At 67.1% G+C, this 19,983-nt stretch carries 19 protein-coding genes and 1 riboswitch; all 19 genes read left to right on the top strand.

Annotation, left to right across the window (positions count from 1 at the left end):
- The first annotated feature begins 388 nt into the window (after positions 1–388).
- On the top strand, positions 389–706 hold the full coding sequence (mihF, locus tag AC51GR_RS13290; protein ID WP_023959453.1) for an integration host factor, actinobacterial type: 318 nt from the start codon (positions 389–391) through the stop codon (positions 704–706).
- Between the two features lie 45 nt (positions 707–751).
- Complete coding sequence (gmk, locus tag AC51GR_RS13285; RefSeq protein WP_496325457.1) at positions 752–1,309, top strand: guanylate kinase; 558 nt, start codon at positions 752–754, stop codon at positions 1,307–1,309.
- 7 nt (positions 1,310–1,316) lie between these two features.
- Positions 1,317–1,619, top strand: a complete 303-nt coding sequence (gene rpoZ / locus AC51GR_RS13280) for a DNA-directed RNA polymerase subunit omega (RefSeq protein WP_020108885.1) — start codon at positions 1,317–1,319, stop codon at positions 1,617–1,619.
- A gap of 104 nt (positions 1,620–1,723) precedes the next feature.
- Positions 1,724–3,016, top strand: coding sequence for a bifunctional phosphopantothenoylcysteine decarboxylase/phosphopantothenate--cysteine ligase CoaBC (gene coaBC, locus AC51GR_RS13275; RefSeq protein WP_496325116.1), 1,293 nt, complete (start codon positions 1,724–1,726; stop codon positions 3,014–3,016).
- 72 nt (positions 3,017–3,088) lie between these two features.
- Positions 3,089–4,297, top strand: a complete 1,209-nt coding sequence (gene metK / locus AC51GR_RS13270) for a methionine adenosyltransferase (protein WP_496325115.1) — start codon at positions 3,089–3,091, stop codon at positions 4,295–4,297.
- A 26-nt stretch (positions 4,298–4,323) separates the two neighbouring features.
- Complete coding sequence (locus tag AC51GR_RS13265) at positions 4,324–6,351, top strand: primosomal protein N' (RefSeq protein ID WP_496325456.1); 2,028 nt, start codon at positions 4,324–4,326, stop codon at positions 6,349–6,351.
- 76 nt (positions 6,352–6,427) lie between these two features.
- Positions 6,428–7,360, top strand: coding sequence for a methionyl-tRNA formyltransferase (gene fmt / locus AC51GR_RS13260; RefSeq protein ID WP_496325114.1), 933 nt, complete (start codon positions 6,428–6,430; stop codon positions 7,358–7,360).
- Positions 7,357–8,754, top strand: a complete 1,398-nt coding sequence (locus AC51GR_RS13255) for an RsmB/NOP family class I SAM-dependent RNA methyltransferase (protein WP_496325113.1) — start codon at positions 7,357–7,359, stop codon at positions 8,752–8,754. Before fmt ends, AC51GR_RS13255 begins: the two co-directional genes overlap by 4 nt.
- Before the next feature lie 110 nt (positions 8,755–8,864).
- Positions 8,865–9,524, top strand: coding sequence for a ribulose-phosphate 3-epimerase (gene rpe / locus AC51GR_RS13250; protein ID WP_496325455.1), 660 nt, complete (start codon positions 8,865–8,867; stop codon positions 9,522–9,524).
- Positions 9,521–10,528, top strand: coding sequence for a bifunctional diaminohydroxyphosphoribosylaminopyrimidine deaminase/5-amino-6-(5-phosphoribosylamino)uracil reductase RibD (gene ribD, locus AC51GR_RS13245; protein ID WP_496325112.1), 1,008 nt, complete (start codon positions 9,521–9,523; stop codon positions 10,526–10,528). Before rpe ends, ribD begins: the two co-directional genes overlap by 4 nt.
- A 75-nt stretch (positions 10,529–10,603) precedes the next feature.
- Positions 10,604–10,763, top strand: a riboswitch (FMN riboswitch).
- Between the two features lie 69 nt (positions 10,764–10,832).
- On the top strand, positions 10,833–11,435 hold the full coding sequence (locus AC51GR_RS13240; RefSeq protein ID WP_496325111.1) for a riboflavin synthase: 603 nt from the start codon (positions 10,833–10,835) through the stop codon (positions 11,433–11,435).
- Positions 11,432–12,739, top strand: coding sequence for a bifunctional 3,4-dihydroxy-2-butanone-4-phosphate synthase/GTP cyclohydrolase II (locus tag AC51GR_RS13235; protein WP_496325110.1), 1,308 nt, complete (start codon positions 11,432–11,434; stop codon positions 12,737–12,739). The genes AC51GR_RS13240 and AC51GR_RS13235 overlap by 4 nt, the downstream gene beginning before the upstream one ends.
- Positions 12,736–13,233 (top strand): 6,7-dimethyl-8-ribityllumazine synthase, encoded by a 498-nt coding sequence (gene ribH, locus AC51GR_RS13230; protein ID WP_496325109.1) that lies wholly within the window; start codon positions 12,736–12,738, stop codon positions 13,231–13,233. Before AC51GR_RS13235 ends, ribH begins: the two co-directional genes overlap by 4 nt.
- Positions 13,230–13,718, top strand: coding sequence for a PH domain-containing protein (locus AC51GR_RS13225; protein WP_496325108.1), 489 nt, complete (start codon positions 13,230–13,232; stop codon positions 13,716–13,718). Before ribH ends, AC51GR_RS13225 begins: the two co-directional genes overlap by 4 nt.
- 73 nt (positions 13,719–13,791) lie before the next feature.
- Complete coding sequence (gene uvrC / locus AC51GR_RS13220) at positions 13,792–15,837, top strand: excinuclease ABC subunit UvrC (protein ID WP_496325107.1); 2,046 nt, start codon at positions 13,792–13,794, stop codon at positions 15,835–15,837.
- Positions 15,834–16,751, top strand: a complete 918-nt coding sequence (gene rapZ / locus AC51GR_RS13215) for an RNase adapter RapZ (RefSeq protein WP_496325106.1) — start codon at positions 15,834–15,836, stop codon at positions 16,749–16,751. Before uvrC ends, rapZ begins: the two co-directional genes overlap by 4 nt.
- Positions 16,748–17,788: a gluconeogenesis factor YvcK family protein gene (locus AC51GR_RS13210; RefSeq protein ID WP_496325105.1), complete on the top strand. Its 1,041-nt coding sequence runs from the start codon at positions 16,748–16,750 to the stop codon at positions 17,786–17,788. The genes rapZ and AC51GR_RS13210 overlap by 4 nt, the downstream gene beginning before the upstream one ends.
- The gene (gene whiA, locus AC51GR_RS13205) at positions 17,785–18,762 is read left to right on the top strand and encodes a DNA-binding protein WhiA (protein WP_495516913.1); all 978 of its coding nucleotides are present in this window, start codon (positions 17,785–17,787) and stop codon (positions 18,760–18,762) included. The genes AC51GR_RS13210 and whiA overlap by 4 nt, the downstream gene beginning before the upstream one ends.
- 167 nt (positions 18,763–18,929) lie before the next feature.
- Positions 18,930–19,949: a type I glyceraldehyde-3-phosphate dehydrogenase gene (gene gap / locus AC51GR_RS13200; RefSeq protein WP_496325104.1), complete on the top strand. Its 1,020-nt coding sequence runs from the start codon at positions 18,930–18,932 to the stop codon at positions 19,947–19,949.
- The last annotated feature ends 34 nt before the right edge of the window (positions 19,950–19,983 follow it).

Genomic DNA, 19,983 nt, shown 5'->3' with positions numbered 1-19,983 from the left:
CTCATCGCAGGTCAAACCCATCTCCGACACGCGCAAGGCGCAAGAATCTCAGAAAAATTCCACGGAGGAACTCCTGTCACAGGTGCACCACAAGTGTGACGTACGTCATGTTGGCGAAAAAACCATCTTTGCAATGCGAAATAACCTGCGGTGCAACAGGATTGGTCGCGTCGAAGAATCGGAACCCGGGGTTTGGCGATCAGCGGGGGCTTCGCGGGCCGGTCTAGTTTGGCTGGCTTACAACACCGGTTTTCGTGGGGGAATGCGGGGGTCGGGGTCGCAAATCCCAGCTCACGTGGGTACGGTCGCTTTCGCTGCCCTCACAAGGCAGCCGCCCCGACATCACCGGTGCCGGGGCAGAGAACACACAGACGAAATCGGAGGAACCGTGGCCCTTCCCCAGTTGACAGATGAGCAGCGCGCGGCTGCCTTGGAGAAGGCAGCTGCCGCTCGCCGGGCCCGAGCAGAGCTGAAGGAACGCCTCAAGCGTGGCGGCACCGATCTGCAGCAGGTACTCAAGGATGCTGAGAACGATGAGATCCTCGGCAAGATGAAGGTGTCGGCGCTCCTCGAGGCCCTGCCGAAGGTTGGCAAGGTCAAGGCTCAGGAGATCATGACCGAGCTCGAGATCGCCCCCACCCGCCGCCTGCGCGGCCTGGGCGATCGGCAGAAGAAGGCTCTGCTCGCCAAGTTCGACTTTGCCTGATCGTTTCTGCGCGTGAGCCAAGATCTGCAACAGAAGGGCCGGCTGCTGGTTTTGGCCGGCCCTTCTGCTGTCGGCAAGTCGAGCGTTGTCCGTCGGCTCCGGGAATTGCTCCCGGAGCTGATGTTCAGCGTGTCGGCCACCACCCGCGAACCGCGGGTCGGTGAGGTGGACGGTCGCGACTATCACTTCGTCAGTCGCGACGAGTTCGATCGGCTGATCGAGGAGAACCAACTCCTCGAATGGGCTGAGATCCATGGCGGGCTGCAACGCTCGGGAACGCCCGCCAAACCCGTGTACGAGGCCATGGAGCAGGGGAGACCCACTCTGGTGGAGGTCGACCTGGCCGGAGCGCGCAGTATCCGTGCCGCCGTGCCAGAGGCTGTCACCGTGTTTCTGGCCCCACCCAGCTGGGATGTTCTGGTCGCGCGATTGCGTGGTCGGGGCACCGAATCCGAAGAGGTGATCGAGCGTCGTCTGCAGACGGCGCGGGCCGAATTGGACAGTGCCGGCGAGTTCGATCACGTCATCGTGAACGACGAAGTCGACGCGGCGGCCAGACAGTTGCTATCCTTGCTGGTTGAAACCCATTTGAATAATTCGTAGGAGAACTGTGAGCAGCTTGACCACCCAGGACGAGTTCATCGGCGAGGTCGACGCGACGGCGTACGACACCCCGCTTGGTATCACGAACCCGCCGATCGATGAGCTGCTCGAACGGGCTTCTTCGAAGTACGCACTGGTGATCTACGCGGCCAAGCGTGCGCGTCAGATCAACGATTACTACAACCAGCTCGGCGACGGAATCCTCGAATACGTCGGCCCCCTGGTCGAGCCGGGTCTTCAGGAGAAGCCGCTGTCGATCGCGATGCGCGAGATCCACGCAGACCTGCTCGAGCACACCGAAGGCGAGTGAGCACGAATCCCACGGTTCCGGGCTTCCGGAACCGTGGGACCACGTGTATTTCGGATGCGGTGGCGGGAGATCACTCGCGGCGCCTACAGCGAGGATGAGGTTTCGTGACCGAAGCGGTTAGTGCACGCAAGAACATTGTTGTGGGCGTCGGCGGTGGCATTGCGGCGTACAAGGTCGGCTCCGTCATCCGCCACTTCACCGAAGCCGGTCACGGTGTGCGGGTCATCCCCACCGAATCGGCACTCAAGTTCGTCGGTGCGGCCACCTTCGAGGCGCTCAGCGGTAATCCGGTGAGCACCGAGGTGTTCGACGACGTACCCCAGGTGGCCCACGTGCGCCTCGGGCAAGAAGCCGACCTGGTCATCATCGCGCCGGCCACTGCCGACCTGATGGCGCGGGCCGCGTCCGGCCGAGCCGACGACCTGTTGACCTCGACCCTGCTCACCGCGCGATGCCCGGTGATGTTCGTCCCGGCGATGCACACAGAGATGTGGGAGCACCCGGCAACCCAGACCAACGTCCGTACGCTCCGCGCGCACGGCGCCACCGTGATCACCCCCGCCTCCGGCCGGTTGACCGGTGTCGACTCCGGAGCCGGACGACTGCCCGACCCACAGGAGATCGCCCTTCTCGGCGAACTCCTGCTCGAACGTCCCGACGCCCTGCCGTACGACCTGGGCGGTGTCAGGTTCCTCATCAGTGCCGGCGGCACCCGCGAACCACTCGACCCGGTTCGCTACCTCGGCAACCGCAGTTCGGGGAAGCAGGGTTATGCCCTGGCCCGGGCTGCGGCGCAACGTGGCGCCGTGGTCACCCTGGTGGCAGGTGCCACCGACGATCTCGCGACCCCGGCCGGCGTCGAACTCGTCCGGATCAAGTCCGCGGAGCAATTGTCCGAGGAGATGGCGAAACGCGCGCCCGAAACCGATGTGGTGATCATGGCCGCCGCGGTCGCCGATTTCCGTCCGCTGGCGGTGGCGCAGTCGAAGATCAAGAAGACCGGCGACGGCCCGGCTCCGATCGAGCTGACCACCAATCCCGACATCTTGGCCGGTCTGGTCGCCGCGCGCCGCGCCGGTGAGATCCCGGCGGATGTGTCGATCGTCGGCTTTGCGGCCGAGACCGGCGACGAGCATCATGGAGTCCTGGACCACGGACGCGCCAAGCTGGCCCGGAAGGGTTGCGATCTGCTCGTCGTGAACGCGGTCGGTGACGGTAAGGCTTTCGGCATGGATCACAACACCGGCTGGGTGCTCGCCGCGGACGGCCAGGAGACCGCGCTGCCGTTGGGAACCAAAACACTCATGGCGAGCCGAATACTTGACGCCGTGATCGCGATGCGCCCTGATGGTGGGGCATCGATGGTCGATGCAACCGATAGAACCGAGCCTGTGTAATTTGAGGTCCGCGGGTTTTCGCGCAACCCACGACCGGTCCGCTCCAGGACCACCGCTGCCGAGAGGAAATCCATGACCGATTCCCGTTTGTTCACAAGCGAGTCCGTCACCGAAGGTCACCCGGACAAGATCTGTGACGCGATCAGCGACTCGATCCTGGATGCCCTGCTGACCGACGACCCGCGCGCCCGGGTGGCCGTGGAAACCCTGGTCACCACCGGACAGGTCCACGTCGCCGGCGAGGTCAACACCACCGCCTACGCCGACATCCCCAAGATCGTCCGCGAGAAGGTCCTGGAGATCGGCTACGACTCCTCCGCCAAGGGCTTCGACGGCAACTCCTGTGGCGTCAACGTCGCGATCGGTGCGCAGTCGCCCGAGATCGCCCAGGGTGTGGACAACGCGTACGAGTCCCGCGTCGAAGGCATCACCGAAGACGAGATCGCCCGCCAGGGTGCCGGCGATCAGGGTCTGATGTTCGGCTACGCCACCGACGAGACCCCCGAATACATGCCCGTCCCGATCGCGTTGGCGCATCGTCTCGCGCGGCGGCTGACCGAGGTCCGCAAGACCGGCGTGCTGCCGTACCTGCGTCCCGACGGCAAGACCCAGGTCACCATCGAATACGTCGGTGACAAACCGGTCCGTCTCGACACCGTGGTCATCTCCACCCAGCACGCCGCCGACATCGACCTCGAGAACCTGCTGACCCCGGACATCCGCAACCAGGTCCTCGGTTCGGTCTTCGAAGAGCTCAACCTGGCGTTCCTCGACACCAGTGATGTGCGCCTGCTGGTCAACCCGACCGGCAAGTTCGTCCTCGGTGGACCGATGGGCGACGCCGGACTGACCGGCCGCAAGATCATCGTCGACACCTATGGCGGCATGGCCCGTCACGGTGGTGGCGCCTTCTCCGGCAAGGATCCGTCGAAGGTCGACCGCAGTGCCGCGTACGCGATGCGCTGGGTGGCCAAGAACGCGATCGCCGCCGGCCTGGCCGGACGTATCGAGGTGCAGGTGGCCTACGCGATCGGCAAGGCTGCCCCGGTGGGCTTGTTCGTCGAGACCTTCGGCACCGAGAACGTCGATCCGGCCAAGATCCAGTCGGCGATCACCGAGGTCTTCGACCTGCGTCCGGGTGCCATCATCCGCGACCTCGACCTGCTGCGTCCGATCTACGCGCCGACCGCGGCCTACGGACACTTCGGCCGCACCGACATCGATCTGCCGTGGGAGCACACCGACCGCGCCGACAAGCTCCGCGCGGCGGCAGGTATCTAGAGGCCCATCCAGTCCGAGCCAGGCCCATCGCCCCCAAGAACGATCGCGAGCTTGCCCCGCGGCTCCCGATCGCGCGTGTTCTGCCGTTGCTGGGTCTGGCGCATCTGGACCGGCCGTTCGACTATCAGGTCACCGCCGCCCAGGATGAGCAGGCCCGGCCCGGTGTCCGGGTGCGGGTGCGTTTTTCCGGGCGTCTGGTCGACGGCTACCTGCTCGACCGCATCGAGTCCAGCGATCATCCGGGCCGGCTGGGCTGGCTGGAGCGGGTGACCTCACCCGAACCGGTCCTGACCCCCGAGCTGGCGACGCTGGCGCGGGCGGTCGCGGACCGCTACGCCGGGACGATGACCGATGTCCTGCGGCTGGCCATCCCACCGCGCCATGCCCGGACCGAGCAGGCCGACGCCGCGCCACCCGGAACCCCGGTGCCGCCGACGGTCGATCTGACGGGTTGGGAACCCTATCGGCACGCCGACTCGTTCCTCGGGGCGGTCGCCGACGGCAAGGCCGCGCGGGCGGCCTGGCAGGCACTGCCCGGTGAGGACTGGCCGGCCCGGCTCGCCGAGGTCGCCTGCCACACCATGATCAGCGGGCGCAGCACCATCATCGTGGTGCCCGACCAGCGCGACCTGAATCGACTCGAGGCGGCGTGCGGGGACCTGATCGGTGATCGGGTCGTCTCCCTGTCCGCCGGTCTGGGCCCGTCGGCACGGTACCGACGCTGGCTCCGCGCACTACGCGGCCAGGCGTCGGTGGTCATCGGTACCCGCAGCGCGGCGTTCACGCCCATCCCGAACCTGGGGTTGATCGTGGTCTGGGACGACGGCGACGAGAGCCTGTGCGAACCGCGCGCGCCCTATCCGCACACCCGGGAGGTCGCGGTCCTGCGCTCGCATTCGGAAACCTGTGCGCTGATCCTGGCGGGCGCGGCCCGGACCACCGAGACACAGGCACTGGTCGCGGCCGGCTGGGCCCACGACCTCACCGCACCCCGCGCCGTCATCCGGGAACGGACCCCACGGATCAAGGCGCTCTCCGACGAGGACAACCGGGTGGCGCGCGATCCGCTGGCGCGCTCGGCCCGTATCCCGGCGCTCGCCTTCGACGCCGCCCGTGCCGCGGTCGCGGCCGACACCCCGGTGCTGTTCAGCGTGCCCCGTCGCGGTTACCTGCCGTCGTTGGCCTGCGAACGCTGTCGTTCCCACGTGCGCTGCCGTCGCTGTCATGGACCGATGCAGGCGGACGGTCCGGCCGAGGCGAACAGTTCCCGGCTGGGCATGCTCAGCTGTCGGTGGTGTGGACATCCCGAGGCCGACTTCCGTTGCGCTGAATGCGGTTTCACCAAGGTTCGGGCGCTGACCACGGGGGCGAGCCGGACCGCCGAGGAGTTGGGACGGGCGTTCCCCGGGGTGCCGATCCTGACCTCCGGCGGTGACAAGCTCGTCGAACACGTCGAGCCCGGTGCCCGGGTGGTGGTCTCGACGCCGGGTGCCGAACCGGTGGCGGCGGGTGGCTATGGGGCGGTGATCCTGCTCGACACCTGGGCCCAGCTCGATCGCACCGAACTGCGGGCCGGTGAGGAAGCGGTGCGGCGATGGCTGTCGGCGGCCATGTTGGTGCGGCCGCACGGTCAGGGCGGCACGGTGGTGGTGGTCGCCGACGCCGGGCTGGCACCGGTGCAGGCGGTGATCCGCTGGGATCCGGTCGGCCACGCCCAGACCGAACTCGACCAGCGCACCGAACTCGCCTTCCCGCCCGCAGTGACGATGGCCTCGATCGACGGCGCCGGTCCGGCGGTGATCGCCTTCGCCGAAACGGTCGAGCTGCCCGAGGGTGGGGAAGTGCTCGGACCCGTCGAACTGCCTGCCGGTGTCCGGTTGCCATCGGGCCTGGACCGGGCCGAGGTACCCGATCCGCAGCGAATACTGTTGCGCTGCAAACGTTCGGACGGACGCGTGCTGGCGGCGGCGTTGCGGGCCGCTCTGATCGGGCGCATCGCCCATCACGAGACGTCCCCGATCCGTGTGCAGATGGATCCACCGACCATCGGCTGAGTCCCGGCCGCCCTCTAAGCTTGTTCGGATGGCCGGCGGCGATCTTCGGCGGCCATGTCGACAATGGAGGTAGTACATGCGGGTGGTGTTTGCGGGCACACCTGAGCCCGCCGTCGGATCGTTGCAGGCACTGCTCGATTCCGATCGCCATGAGGTGGTCGGTGTGATCAGTCGCCCCGATGCGGCGGCCGGGCGCGGACGCAAGGTCGCGCGTTCACCCGTTGCGCAACTGGCCGACGACAACAACGTCCCGGTCATCACGCCCCGCCGGCTCGCCGATCCCGAGGCGGTCGAGCAATTGCGCGCCTGGGCGCCGGAGTGCATCCCGGTGGTCGCCTACGGCGGACTGGTGCCGGCCGAACTGCTCGATCTGCCGACTCACGGGTGGGTCAACCTGCACTTCTCGCTCCTGCCGTCCTGGCGCGGTGCCGCACCGGTGCAGGCCGCGATCGCCGCCGGCGACGAGGTGACCGGTGCGACCACGTTCCGGATCGAGGCGGGCCTGGACACCGGCCCGGTGTTCGGCGTCGTCACCGAACGGATCCGGCCCACCGACACCGCGGGCGACCTGCTCGGCCGGTTGTCGGAGACCGGAGCCGGATTGCTGGTCTCGACCCTCGACGGACTCGAGGACGGCACGCTGATCGCGGTGCCGCAGCCCGCCGACGGGATCAGCACCGCACCCAAGATCACCATCGACGACGCCCGCATCCGCTGGGACCTGCCCGCCCATCTCGTCGATCGTCACATCCGGGCGATGACACCGGCGCCCGGTCCCTGGACGAACCTGGGCGACCTGCGGGTCAAGATCGCGAAGTGCTCGATCGTGAGCGATGTCGACGAACGACCGGCACCCGGTGAACTGCTCGTCACCAAAAAAGCACTCATGGTCGGAACCCAAACCGATCCCATCCGCCTCGATGTGGTTCAACCACAAGGCAAAAAGGCCATGGCCGGTGCCGACTGGGCACGCGGGGCCAGACTGATCAACGGACAGGCACTGTCATGAACCAACCCACCGGGAAGCCCACCGCCGACAACCAGGCCGGGACCCCACGTGAGTCCACACCGATCGATCCTGCCCGCATCGCTGCGGTAGACGTGCTGGCCGCGGTCCGCGAACGCGACGCCTACGCCAACCTGATCCTGCCGAAGATGTTGCGCGAGCGGAAGATCACCGGCCGCGACGCGGCACTGGCGACCGAGCTCACCTACGGCACGTGCCGGGCCGCGGGCATGCTCGATGCGATCATCACGTATGTCGCCAAGCGGCCGGTCAAGGACATCGACGGGCCCGTTCTCGACGTCCTGCGCCTGGGTACCTATCAGCTTCTGCGGACCCGGATCGGTGCGCACGCAGCGGTGTCGACGTCAGTGGATCTGGTGCGTTCGCGGGTCGGGCACGGACCGGTCGGCTTCGTCAATGCGATCCTGCGCAAGGTCTCCCAGCGCGACGAGGACCTCTGGGTACAGGAACTCGCGCCGCCGATCACCGAGGACCTGATCGGTCACCTGGCATTCCAGTACGCCCACCCCAAGTGGATCGCCGAGGTCTTCGACGAGGCCCTCGGCGGTTCGGCCGGGGCGCTGCAGGCGGCGCTGGCCGCCGATGACGAACGGCCGCTGACACATCTGGTGGCCCGCCCCGGACTGCTCACCGCCGAAGAACTCGCGTTGATCACCGGCGGCGAGGTCGGGCGGTACTCGCCGTACTGCGTCTACCTCGACGGTGGGGATCCCGGTGATCTCGACCCGATCCGCGAGGGCTTGGCCGGTGTGCAGGACGAAGGCAGCCAGCTGGTCGCGCGGTCACTGGCGCAGGCGCCGCTGGTCGGCGACGACAACGGCCGTTGGCTCGACCTCTGCGCCGGGCCCGGTGGCAAGGCGGCACTGCTCGGTGCTCTGGCCGAAATCGAGGGTGCCCGCGTCGACGCGATCGAAAAGGCACCGCACCGAGCCGAATTGGTCCGTAAGTCGACGCGCGACCTGCCGGTCGACGTCAAGGTCGCCGATGGCCGCGACCCCGGCCTGGAGCCCGGATATGACCGGATTCTCGTCGACGCACCGTGCACCGGCCTGGGTGCGCTGCGACGCCGTCCCGAGGCCCGCTGGCGGCGTACACCCGAAGATGTTGCCGAACTCGTTGTGCTGCAACGGGAGTTGCTCGAATCGGCGGTGAAGTTGTTGCGTCCGGGCGGGGTTGTCGTCTACGCCACCTGTTCGCCGCACCCCGCCGAGACGACGCAGGTTGTCGACCGGGCCGTCGCCGAACTGCCCATCACCGCCATCGACACCCGCGAATTGGTGCCGATCGAGGGTGTCGGTCCCGGACCGTACGTGCAGCTGTGGCCGCATCTCTACGGCACCGATGCGATGTTCTTCGCCGCACTCCGCAAGGACTGACCGCAGACGAGCCGGAAATACGAAGACGAGCCACAAGTATGTGGCTCGTCTTTGCATTCCCGGCTCGTTTTGCGGGGGCACATAGGATTGTTGGCATGCAGATGCCACCCATGATCGCGCCGTCCATCCTGTCCGCCGATTTCGCCAAACTCGGGGCCGAGGCCGATGCGGTCAAGGGCGCCGACTGGTTGCACGTCGACGTGATGGACGGACACTTCGTGCCCAACCTGACGCTGGGACTGCCGGTGGTCGAGAGCCTGCTCAAGGCCACCGACATCCCGATCGATTGCCACCTGATGATCGAGGACCCGGCCCGCTGGGCGCCCGGATACGCCGAGGCCGGGTCCCACAACGTCACCTTCCACGCCGAGGCCACCGACGATCCGATCGCGGTCGCCAAGGACATCCGCGCGGCCGGCGCCAAGGCGGGCCTGAGCATCAAGCCGGGCACCGAACTCGATCCGTACCTGGAGATCCTCCAGAGCTTCGACACCCTGCTGGTGATGAGCGTCGAACCGGGCTTCGGTGGACAGTCCTTCATCGCCTCCGTGCTCGACAAGGTGCGCCGGGTGCGGTCGCTGGTCGATTCGGGCGAACTGCGGATCCTGGTGGAGATCGACGGCGGGATCAATGCCGACACCATCGAACAGGCCGCCGAAGCCGGCGTGGACTGCTTTGTCGCCGGTTCCGCGGTCTACGGTGCTGGCGATCCGGCCGAGGCCGTCAAATCGCTGCGCGCGCAGGCGGCTGCCGGCCGCGCGCTGACATGACGGGGCTGATCGGGGAGGCGATGCGCCGGGCGATCATCGAGTCGTATGGTGCTCGCGGCCAGAGCACCCCCAACCCGCCGGTCGGCGCGGTGATCCTCGACGTCGACGGTTCGGTGGCCGGCGTCGGGCACACCCGGCCGCCCGGTGGCGCGCACGCCGAGGTCGTCGCTCTCGAGCAGGCCGGATTGCGGGCCGCCGGTGGTACCGCGGTCGTCACCCTCGAACCCTGCAACCACACCGGTCGCACCGGCCCCTGTACCGAAGCCCTGATCGCGGCAGGGGTGCAGGCAGTGGTCTACGCGGTGTCGGATCCCAATCCGTTGGCGCGCGGAGGTCACGCCCGACTGGAAGAGGCGGGCATCGCGGTACAGGCCGGGGTCGGCATCGACGAGGTGCGTGACGGCCCGCTGCGGGAATGGCTGTTCCGGCAAGAGCGCGGTCGGCCGATGGTGACCGCCAAGTTCGCGGCGTCCGTCGACGGCCGGATCGCCGCGCCGGACGGAACGAGTCAGTGGATCACCGGCAGTGCGGCGCGCGAGCGAGTCCATCTCGAACGCGGGCAGATCGACGCCATCGTGGTCGGCACCGGGACCGTCCTCGCGGACGATCCGTCGCTGACGGCCCGATACCCCGACGGCTCACTGCGCGAACATCAGCCGCTGCGGGTGATCGTCGGCCGCCGGGAGATCCCGGCTGCGGCGAAGATCTTCGATTCGAGCGCGGCCACGCTGCAGATCGCCGAACACGACCCGGCGCGGGTGATCGAGCAACTGGGAGAGCTGACCAACGTCCAGATCGAGGGCGGCGCACGGTTGCTGGGGGCGTTCTTCGCGGGCGGACTCGTCGACCGGGTCCAGGCGTATCTGGCGCCGCTGGTGATCGGCGGGGGAGCCGCGGCGGTGGTCGACGATTCGGTGCTGACGTTGTCGCAGGCACGCCGGTTCACCACCGCGGGCGTCGAAACCCTCGGCGACGACGTTCTGCTCACGCTGAATGCAACCTGATTCACCGTCCTGACCGGCGCCGACATGTTGTTAGCGCAGATCACGATATACGTCCGATGTGATAGTTTCTAAGGTGGAAGTTCTCGGGGCGGGGTGTAATTCCCCACCGGCGGTAAAAGTGGATCGACTCCTGTTGGACACTGAGCCCGCGAGCGCCCTCACCCGGTGAGGGGTCGAGCAGATTCCGGTGAGATCCCGGAGCCGACGGTCATAGTCCGGACGTGAGAGAACTCCACTTGGCGGGTCTTCTGACGACCCGGCCATGTGCCGCCCTGAGATCGCGAAGCGATTGAAGGAGTAGGCGATGTTCACGGGAATCGTCGAGGAGCGCGGCAGCATTGTTGCGCGTGAAGACTTGACCGATGCGGCACGATTCACCGTTCGGGGTCCGTTGGTGACCAGTGATGCCGGACACGGGGATTCGATCGCCGTCAACGGGGTCTGTCTGACCGTGGTGGACCTGGTCGACGACGGCGCCTTCACCGTCGATGTGATGGGCGAGACGCTACGGCGCAGTTCGCTGGCCGACCTCGCGCCCGGCAGCCCGGTCAACCTGGAACGCGCCATGCCCGCAGGCGGCCGGTTCGGCGGCCACATCGTCCAGGGCCATGTCGACGGCATCGGGACCGTGGAATCAGTCACACCCGGAGAGAACTGGACCGTCGTGCGGATCGGGACCACCGGATCCATCGCCCGCTACATCGTCGAAAAAGGTTCTATCACCGTCGATGGCGTTTCGTTGACCGTTTCGTCGATCGGCCCGGACTGGTTTGAGATATCCCTCATCCCAACGACTCTCGCGTTGACCACCTTGGGGGAAGCGGCCGCCGGTGCAGTCGTTAACCTAGAGGTCGACGTGATAGCCAAATACGTCGAACGGCTATCCGCGATCGGAGTGGAGAAATGAGTAACCAGGTGGGCACCACCACAGGCCTACATCAGGGCACCAAGTTCGACACGATCGAGCGTGCGCTCGCCGATATCGCGGCAGGTAAGGCAGTCGTCGTCGTCGACGACGAGGATCGCGAGAACGAAGGCGACCTGATCTTCGCGGCCGAGAAGGCCACTCCCGAATTGGTCGCGTTCATGGTCCGGTACACCTCCGGATACCTGTGTGTGCCGCTCGACGGCGACGATTGTGATCGCCTCGGTCTGCCGCCGATGTACTCGGTGAACCAGGACAAGCACGGCACCGCCTACACCGTGACCGTTGATGCCCGCGAGGGGATCGGCACCGGTATCAGTGCCTCCGACCGCGCCGCGACGATGCGACTGCTCGCCGATCCGACCACCACCGCAGGCGACTTCACCCGCCCGGGCCACGTGGTCCCGCTGCGCGCCAAGGAGGGTGGCGTCCTGCGCCGCCCCGGTCACACAGAGGCCGCGGTGGATCTGGCCCGGATGGCCGATCTGGCGCCCGCCGGCGTGATCTGCGAGATCGTCAGCCAGAAGGACGAGGGTGCGATGGCGCAGACCCCCGAACTGAGGGTCTTCGCCGACGAACACGACCTGGCGCTGATCTCGATCGCCGATCTGATCGCGTGGCGCCGTCGTCACGAAAAGCATGTGGTCCGGGTTGCCGATGCCCGGATCCCCACCCGCCACGGTGCATTCCGGGCCGTCGGTTACACCAGCATCTACGACGAGGTCGAGCACGTGGCCCTGGTCCTCGGCGATGTGGCCGGCCCAGACGGTGAGGGCAACGACGTCCTGGTCCGGGTGCATTCGGAGTGCCTGACCGGAGACGTCTTCGGTTCGCTGCGCTGCGATTGCGGCCCGCAGCTCGACGCCGCGATGGAGATGGTCGCCGCCGAAGGCCGCGGCATCGTGCTCTACATGCGTGGCCACGAAGGCCGCGGCATCGGGCTGCTGCACAAGTTGCAGGCCTACCAGCTGCAGGACGCCGGCTCCGACACCGTCGACGCGAACCTCGAACTCGGTCTGCCCGCGGACTCCCGCGACTACGGTCTGGGTGCCCAGATCCTCGTCGATCTCGGTGTCTCGTCGATGCGACTGCTGACCAACAATCCCGCCAAGCGCGTCGGACTGGACGGCTATGGCCTGCAGATCACCGAGCGGGTGCCGATGCCGGTTCGGCCCAATGCGGAGAACTTGCGGTACCTGCGTACCAAACGGGACCGGATGGGCCACGACCTCGTCGGGCTCGACGACCACCAGGACACCGAACTGAGCGGAGGCAGTCCAGCATGAGCGGCGCCGGGGAACCAACACTGAACCTGGGTGACGCCAGCCGCCTGCGACTGGCCATCGTTGCCTCGCAATGGCATTCGACGATCTGTGAGTCGCTGCTCGACGGTGCGAAAAAGGCCGCCGGCGACGTCGGGATCACCGAGCCGACGATCGTGCGCGTCGCCGGTGCGATCGAACTCCCGGTGATCGTGCAGGCGCTGGCCCGCAATCACGACGCCGTGGTCGCGCTGGGTGTGGTGATCCGTGGCGACACCCCGCACTTCGACTACGTGTGTGATGCGGTGACCGCCGGCCTGACCCGGGTCTCGCTCGACGAGTCGACCCCGGTCGGCAACGGTGTGCTCACGACGAACAACGAGCAGCAGGCCCTGGACCGCGCGGGTCTGCCGGATTCGAAGGAAGACAAGGGCGCTCAGGCCGCAACTGCGGCGATCGCCTCGGCGTTGACCTTGCGGGCGCTCTCCCGCGGCGAATACCACCCCGAGATCCGATGAGCTCTCAGGCAAAGACGGATACAGTCGCTGTGGTGACGGACGAACCCCGATGGCTGATGGTCTACCGGCCGCGCAAGTCACCGCTCTACGCGTTGATCGCCGCCGTGGCGGTCGTCATCGTGCATGTGATCGTGGCGTTGCTGCTCCAGGTGGGTGACTCCGGCATCGTCTTCAAACTTGCCGATCAGATTGCGATGGTCGGGCTCGGCATGATCATCGGTGGTTCGTTCCTCCTGCTCGCCCGGGCCCGGATCCGGGTCGGCGCCGAGGGCATCGCGGTCCGAAATCTGTTCAACGAGCGGATCTTTGACTGGTCGATCATCGAGGGCATCCGGTACCCGCACAGTGGCAGCTGGGCGCGCCTGGAACTGCCCGAGGATGAGCACGTGCCGATCCTGGCCATCCAGGCCAACGACGGTGACCGGGCCGTGGCGGCCATGGCCGAGGTGCGGGCCCTGCACGAACGTTTCGCCCGAGCGGCCTGACACCGCTGATTCCCGGCAGCCCCTCACGTGGGGGATTCACGATGTGTCACTGCGGGGTACTAGCCTGGATTTCGTGGCTGACCCGACGACGTACCGACCGGTCCCGGGGAGTATTCCCACCGACCCCGGCGTCTACAAATTCCGGGACGCGCATCAGCGAGTGATCTATGTGGGCAAGGCGAAAAACCTCCGCTCTCGCCTGACGTCCTACTTCGCCGACCTGACGACGCTGCATCCGCGCACCCGCCAGATGGTGACCACTGCCGCCTCCGTGGAATGGACGGTGGTCGCCACCGAGGTCGAGGCCCTCCAGCTCGAATACAACTGGATCAAGGAGTTCGATCCGCGGTTCAACGTCCGCTATCGCGATGACAAGAGTTATCCGATGCTGGCGGTGACGATGAACGAGGAGTACCCGCGGCTGTTCGTCTACCGCGGTCCCCGGCGCAAAGGGGTGCGGTATTTCGGTCCGTACTCGCATGCCTGGGCCATCCGCGAGACGCTTGATCTGCTGACCCGGGTCTTTCCCGCCCGCACGTGTTCGTCAGGGGTCTTCAAGCGGCACCATCAGATCGACCGGCCCTGCCTGCTCGGCTATATCGACAAGTGCTCGGCGCCGTGCGTCGGCCGGGTCAGCGCCGCCGAGCATCGGGCGATCGTCGAGGACTTCTGTGACTTCCTGGCCGGCCGCACCGACCGGATGATCAACAACCTGCAGGGTCAGATGGAAAAGGCCTCCGCCGAACTGGATTTCGAGCGGGCCGCGCGGCTGCGCGATGACATCGCCGCACTGCGTCGCGCCCTCGAACGCCAGTCGGTGGTCCTCGGGGACGGCACCGATGCCGACCTCGTTGCGATGGAAGGCGATCAGCTCGAGGTCTCGGTCCAGGTCTTCCACGTCCGTGGCGGACGCGTCCGCGGGCAGCGCGGCTGGATCGTCGAGAAGTCCGGCGACGACGACCTGGCGGATCAGGTGGGCCAGTTCCTCACCCAGTTCTACGGCGAACAGGCCGATCAGGCCGAGTCGGTGTCGGTCGATGACGGCCACGCGAAAACCGATCCGGTGCCCAGGGAGGTGCTCGTGCCTGCTCTCCCGCCCGATGTCGACGAGGTCCGGGACTGGTTGTCGGGGCTGCGTGGCAGCCACGTCGACCTCCGGATCCCGCAGCGCGGCGACAAGAAGGCCCTGATGGAAACCGTGCACCGCAATGCCGCGGACGCGCTGGCACACCACAAACTCAAGCGAGCCGGGGATCTGACGACCCGGTCGGCGGCGCTGACCGAGATCCAGGACACCCTCGGACTCGATTCGGCGCCGTTGCGGATCGAATGCATCGACATCTCGCATGTGCAGGGCACCGATGTCGTGGCGTCGCTGGTGGTGTTCGAGGACGGCCTGCCGCGCAAGTCCGACTACCGGCACTATGCGATCAGAGAAGCTGCCGGAGACGGTCATTCGGACGACGTGGCGTCGATCGCGGAGGTCACCCGGCGCCGGTTCCTGCGACATCGGGTCGACGTCGCCGACGGTCAGCCCACGGCCCCAACCGAGGTCACCGCGGGCATCGAGGTCGCCGAGGGCGGTGATGGGGGAGACGTCGCGCCGGAGGCGGCGATCGATCCGAAAACCGGGCGTCCCCGACGGTTCGCCTACCCGCCCAACCTGTTCGTCGTCGACGGCGGTGCCCCGCAGGTGCATGCGGCCGCGGCCGTGCTCGACGAGCTCAACATCACCGATGTGGCCGTGGTGGGCCTGGCCAAGCGCCTCGAGGAGGTGTGGGTGCCCGGCGACGACGATCCGGTGATCTTCCCGCGCACCAGTGAGGCGCTGTTCCTGCTCCAGCGCATCCGCGACGAGGCACACCGCTTCGCCATCAGCTTCCACCGGAGCAAGCGCAGCAAGCGGATGACGGCCTCCGCGCTCGACGGGGTACCCGGCCTCGGTAGTACCAGGCGCGCGGCGCTGGTGTCCCATTTCGGGTCGGTCGCGAACCTGCGCAAGGCCACGGTCGAGGAGATCGCCCAGGTGCCGGGTATCGGGCAGATGACTGCACGTGCGGTGCAGGCGGCACTTGTCGAACATAATCAGTCGAGTGAGCAGACAGGACCCACACCGTGAGTGAAGTCGAGAACGCGGTCGCGCCGCAACCGCCCGCACAGACGCCCGACGTCTTACTGGTCACCGGCTTGTCCGGCGCCGGCAGCAGCACCGTGGGCAACCTCCTCGAGGATGCCGGCTGGTACGTCGCCGACAACGTGCCCCACACGTTGATCGGATCGATGGTCGAACTGGCCCGGGGTGCCGATTCGGCGATCTCCCGGCTGGCGATCGTGATGCGGATCCAGGACGATTCGTACGCCTCCGCACTGGAGACGCTGCGCGCCGACCTCGATCGGGTCGGTATCGAGCCGCGGGTGATCTTCATCGAGGCGTCCGACCAGGTCCTGGTCCAGCGTTTCGAGCAGGTCCGGCGGCGGCATCCGCTGCAGGGCGACGGGACTCTGATCTCGGCGATCGTGGCCGAACGCGAGATGCTGGCCGGGGTCAAGGAACGGGCCGATCTCGTTGTCGATACGTCGGGTCTGTCGGTGCAGCGACTCCGGGTGATCATCGAGGGCGCGTACGCCGAGGCGTCGGTCGCCGACGTGAGTGTGGTGGTCGAGTCATTCGGGTTCAAATACGGCCTCCCGATCGATGCCGACATGGTCGCCGACGTCCGTTTCCTTCCCAACCCGTACTGGGTGCCCGAACTCAAAGACCACAACGGTCTGGAGCAACCGGTCCGCGACTACGTCCTCGGCCAGGAGGGTGCACCGGAGTTCCTCGAGAAGTACGAGCAGATCCTTCGGCTCGTCGGCGACGGTTACCGGCGTGAGGGCAAGCGCTACATGACCGTTGCCATCGGATGCACCGGTGGCAAGCATCGCAGCGTCGCGATCAGCGAAGCACTGGCCGCGGCCCTGTCCAAGGCCACCGACGATGACGGTTCCTTCTCGGTCCGGGTGGCCCACCGCGATCTGGGGCGCGAATGAAGATCGTGGCTCTCGGCGGGGGGCACGGACTGTACGCAACCCTGACGGCGATGCGCCTGCTGAGCGACGACGTGACCGCGATCGTGACCGTTGCCGACGACGGTGGATCCTCGGGCCGGCTGCGATCCGAACTCGGCATCCTGCCGCCCGGTGACCTCCGGATGGCGATCGCCGCACTGCTCGCGGCCACCGAACCTCCGGGTGATGGCGACGGCACCGGACGGGGTGCACATCCTCCGCAGGAGTGGGCCTCGTTGCTGCAGCACCGCTTCGGTGGTCGCGGCGCACTGGCCGGACATCCGGTCGGCAATCTGTTGCTGGCCGGGCTGACCGAGGCCACCGGTGATGCGGTGGTCGCGCTCGAGATGATGACCGAGCTGTTCGGGGTCCGCGGCCGGGTCCTCCCGATGTCGACCACCGGACTCCAGATCGAGGCCGATGTCTCCGGCCTGGAGGACGATCCCCGGATCAGCCGGGCGATCCGCGGCCAGGTCGCGGTCGCCACCACCCCGGGCATCGTGCGCCGGGTACGCCTCTCGCCGAACCCCCCGCCGGCCTGCCCGGAAGCGATCGAGGCCATCGAGGCCGCCGACCTGGTGGTGCTGGGTCCGGGCTCCTGGTTCTCCAGTGTGATCCCGCACGTGCTGGTGCCCGGTCAGCTCGCCGCATTGAAGCGGACGTCCGCGAAGAAGGTGCTGATCGTCAATCTGGCCCCGGAACCCGGTGAGACGACCGGTTTTTCGGTGGAGCGGCATCTGCACGTGCTCCTGGCCCATGCGGACGACTTCCGGGTCGATCATGTGCTCGTCGACTCGGGTTCGGTGCCCGTGGGATCCGAGCGTGAACACGTTGAGCGGGCGGCGGCCAAATTTGGGGCTACGCTGCACGATGGTGAACTCGCGGTTGCGGGTACCCACACCCATGACCCAGGCAGGGTTGCCGCTCTCATAGGTGGCTTGTGCGATAGTGAATCGGCAGGCTACCGACCGATAGTTGAAACGACATCCACAGAGGGAGAACGCGTCCGGTGGCGATGACATCCGCGGTCAAAGACGAACTGAGTCGGCTGGCGGTGACGCAGGTGAGTTGCCGAAAGGCAGAGGTTTCAGCGCTGTTGCGATTCGCGGGCGGACTCCACATTGTGGCCGGCCGGGTGGTGGTGGAAGCCGAGGTCGACCTCGGCAACGTCGCGCGCCGACTCAAGCGCGAGATCTTCGAGCTCTATGGCTACAACTCCGAGGCGCACGTCCTGAGCGCCGGCGGCATCCGGAAGAGTGCCCGGTACATCGTCCGGGTCACCAAGGACGGTGAGGCGTTGGCGCGCCAGACCGGTCTGCTCGACATGCGCGGGCGGCCGGTACGAGGCCTGCCGGCACAGGTGGTCGGCGGCAGTGTCGGAGATGCCGAGGCCGCCTGGCGAGGTGCGTTCCTGGCCCACGGTTCCTTGACCGAGCCGGGCCGTTCGTCGGCCCTGGAGGTCAGTTGCCCCGGACCCGAGGCCGCACTGGCGCTGGTGGGCGCCGCGCGCCGGCTCGGTGTCACCGCGAAGGCCCGTGAGGTCCGCGGCGCCGACCGGGTCGTCATCCGCGACGGTGAGGCGATCGGTGCACTGCTGACCCGCATGGGTGCCCAGGACACCAGGCTGACCTGGGAAGAGCGCCGGATGCGGCGCGAGGTCCGCGCGACGGCCAACCGTCTGGCGAACTTCGACGATGCCAACCTGCGCCGATCTGCCCGCGCCGCGGTGGCTGCGGCCGCCCGGGTCGAACGTGCTCTGGAGATCCTCGGCGATCAGGTGCCCGATCACCTGATCTCCGCCGGTCAGCTGCGTATTACCCACCGGCAGGCCTCGCTCGAGGAACTCGGCCAGCTGGCCGATCCGCCGATGACGAAAGATGCTGTGGCAGGACGTATTCGGCGACTGTTGTCGATGGCTGACAAGAAGGCCAGGACCGACGGCATTCCGGACACCGAGTCGGCCGTCACCGCAGACCTCCTCGACGACGAATAGCGGGCGCACGCCCGGTTCGCCGGCCTTATGCACGTCACGTGCATGTCGCGTGCATCGGCGCAGGCGGACCGGGGGTGCCAGGTCCGCGGGCGCCGACTAGGCTGAGCATTGCCGCAGAGGCGGGGCCACACGATGGCCCAGCACACCGCAAAGCTAAGGAGCTCATAGTGACCGTTCGGGTAGGCGTCAACGGATTCGGCCGGATCGGCCGCAACTTTTTCCGCGCGATAGAGGCGCAGAAGGCGCTGGGCACCACGGATGTCGAGATTGTCGCAGTCAACGATCTCACCGACAATGCGAGCCTGGCACACCTCCTCAAGTACGACTCCATCCTCGGCCGTCTGCCGCAGGATGTCTCGCTCGAAGGCGACGACACCATCGTCGTGGGCGACAAGAAGATCAAGGCACTCGCGCACCGCGGACCGCTCAGCGAATTGCCCTGGGGCGACCTGGGTGTCGACGTCGTCGTCGAGTCGACCGGTATCTTCACCGATGCCGCCAAGGCCAAGGGCCACCTCGAGGCCGGTGCCAAGAAGGTCATCATCTCCGCGCCCGCCAAGGGTGAGGACATCACCATCGTGATGGGCGTCAACGACGACAAGTACGACGGCAGCCAGAACATCATCTCGAACGCCTCGTGCACCACCAACTGCCTCGGCCCGGTCGCCAAGGTCCTCGACGACGAGTTCGGCATCGTCTCGGGTCTGATGACCACGGTCCACGCATACACCCAGGACCAGAACCTGCAGGACGGCCCGCACAGCGACCTGCGTCGTGCCCGCGCCGCCGCGCTCAACGTCGTTCCCACGGGTACCGGTGCAGCCAAGGCCATCGGTCTGGTTCTCCCGCAGCTGCTCGGCAAGCTCGACGGCTACGCGCTGCGGGTGCCGATCCCGACCGGTTCGGTCACCGACCTGACGGCCATCCTCAAGAAGAAGGCCACCGTCGACGAGATCAATGCTGCGATGCAGGCCGCCGCCGAGGGACCGCTCAAGGGCATCCTGAAGTACAGCACCGCCCCGATCGTGTCGTCGGACATCGTCACCGACGCGCATTCGTCGATCTTCGATGCGCCGCTGACCAAGGTCATCGACGAGCAGGTCAAGATCGTGTCCTGGTACGACAACGAGTGGGGCTACTCCAACCGCCTCGTCGATCTCATCGGACTGGTTGCCAAGTCCCTCTAAGGGGTTCTCGCCCTTTGGTTTTCGGCGGACTCAC

The sequence above is a fragment of the Williamsia sp. z71 genome, from assembly GCF_059553375.1.
The sequence above is the reverse complement of the archived record's forward strand: the minus strand, read 5'-3'. Positions and strand labels throughout refer to the sequence as shown.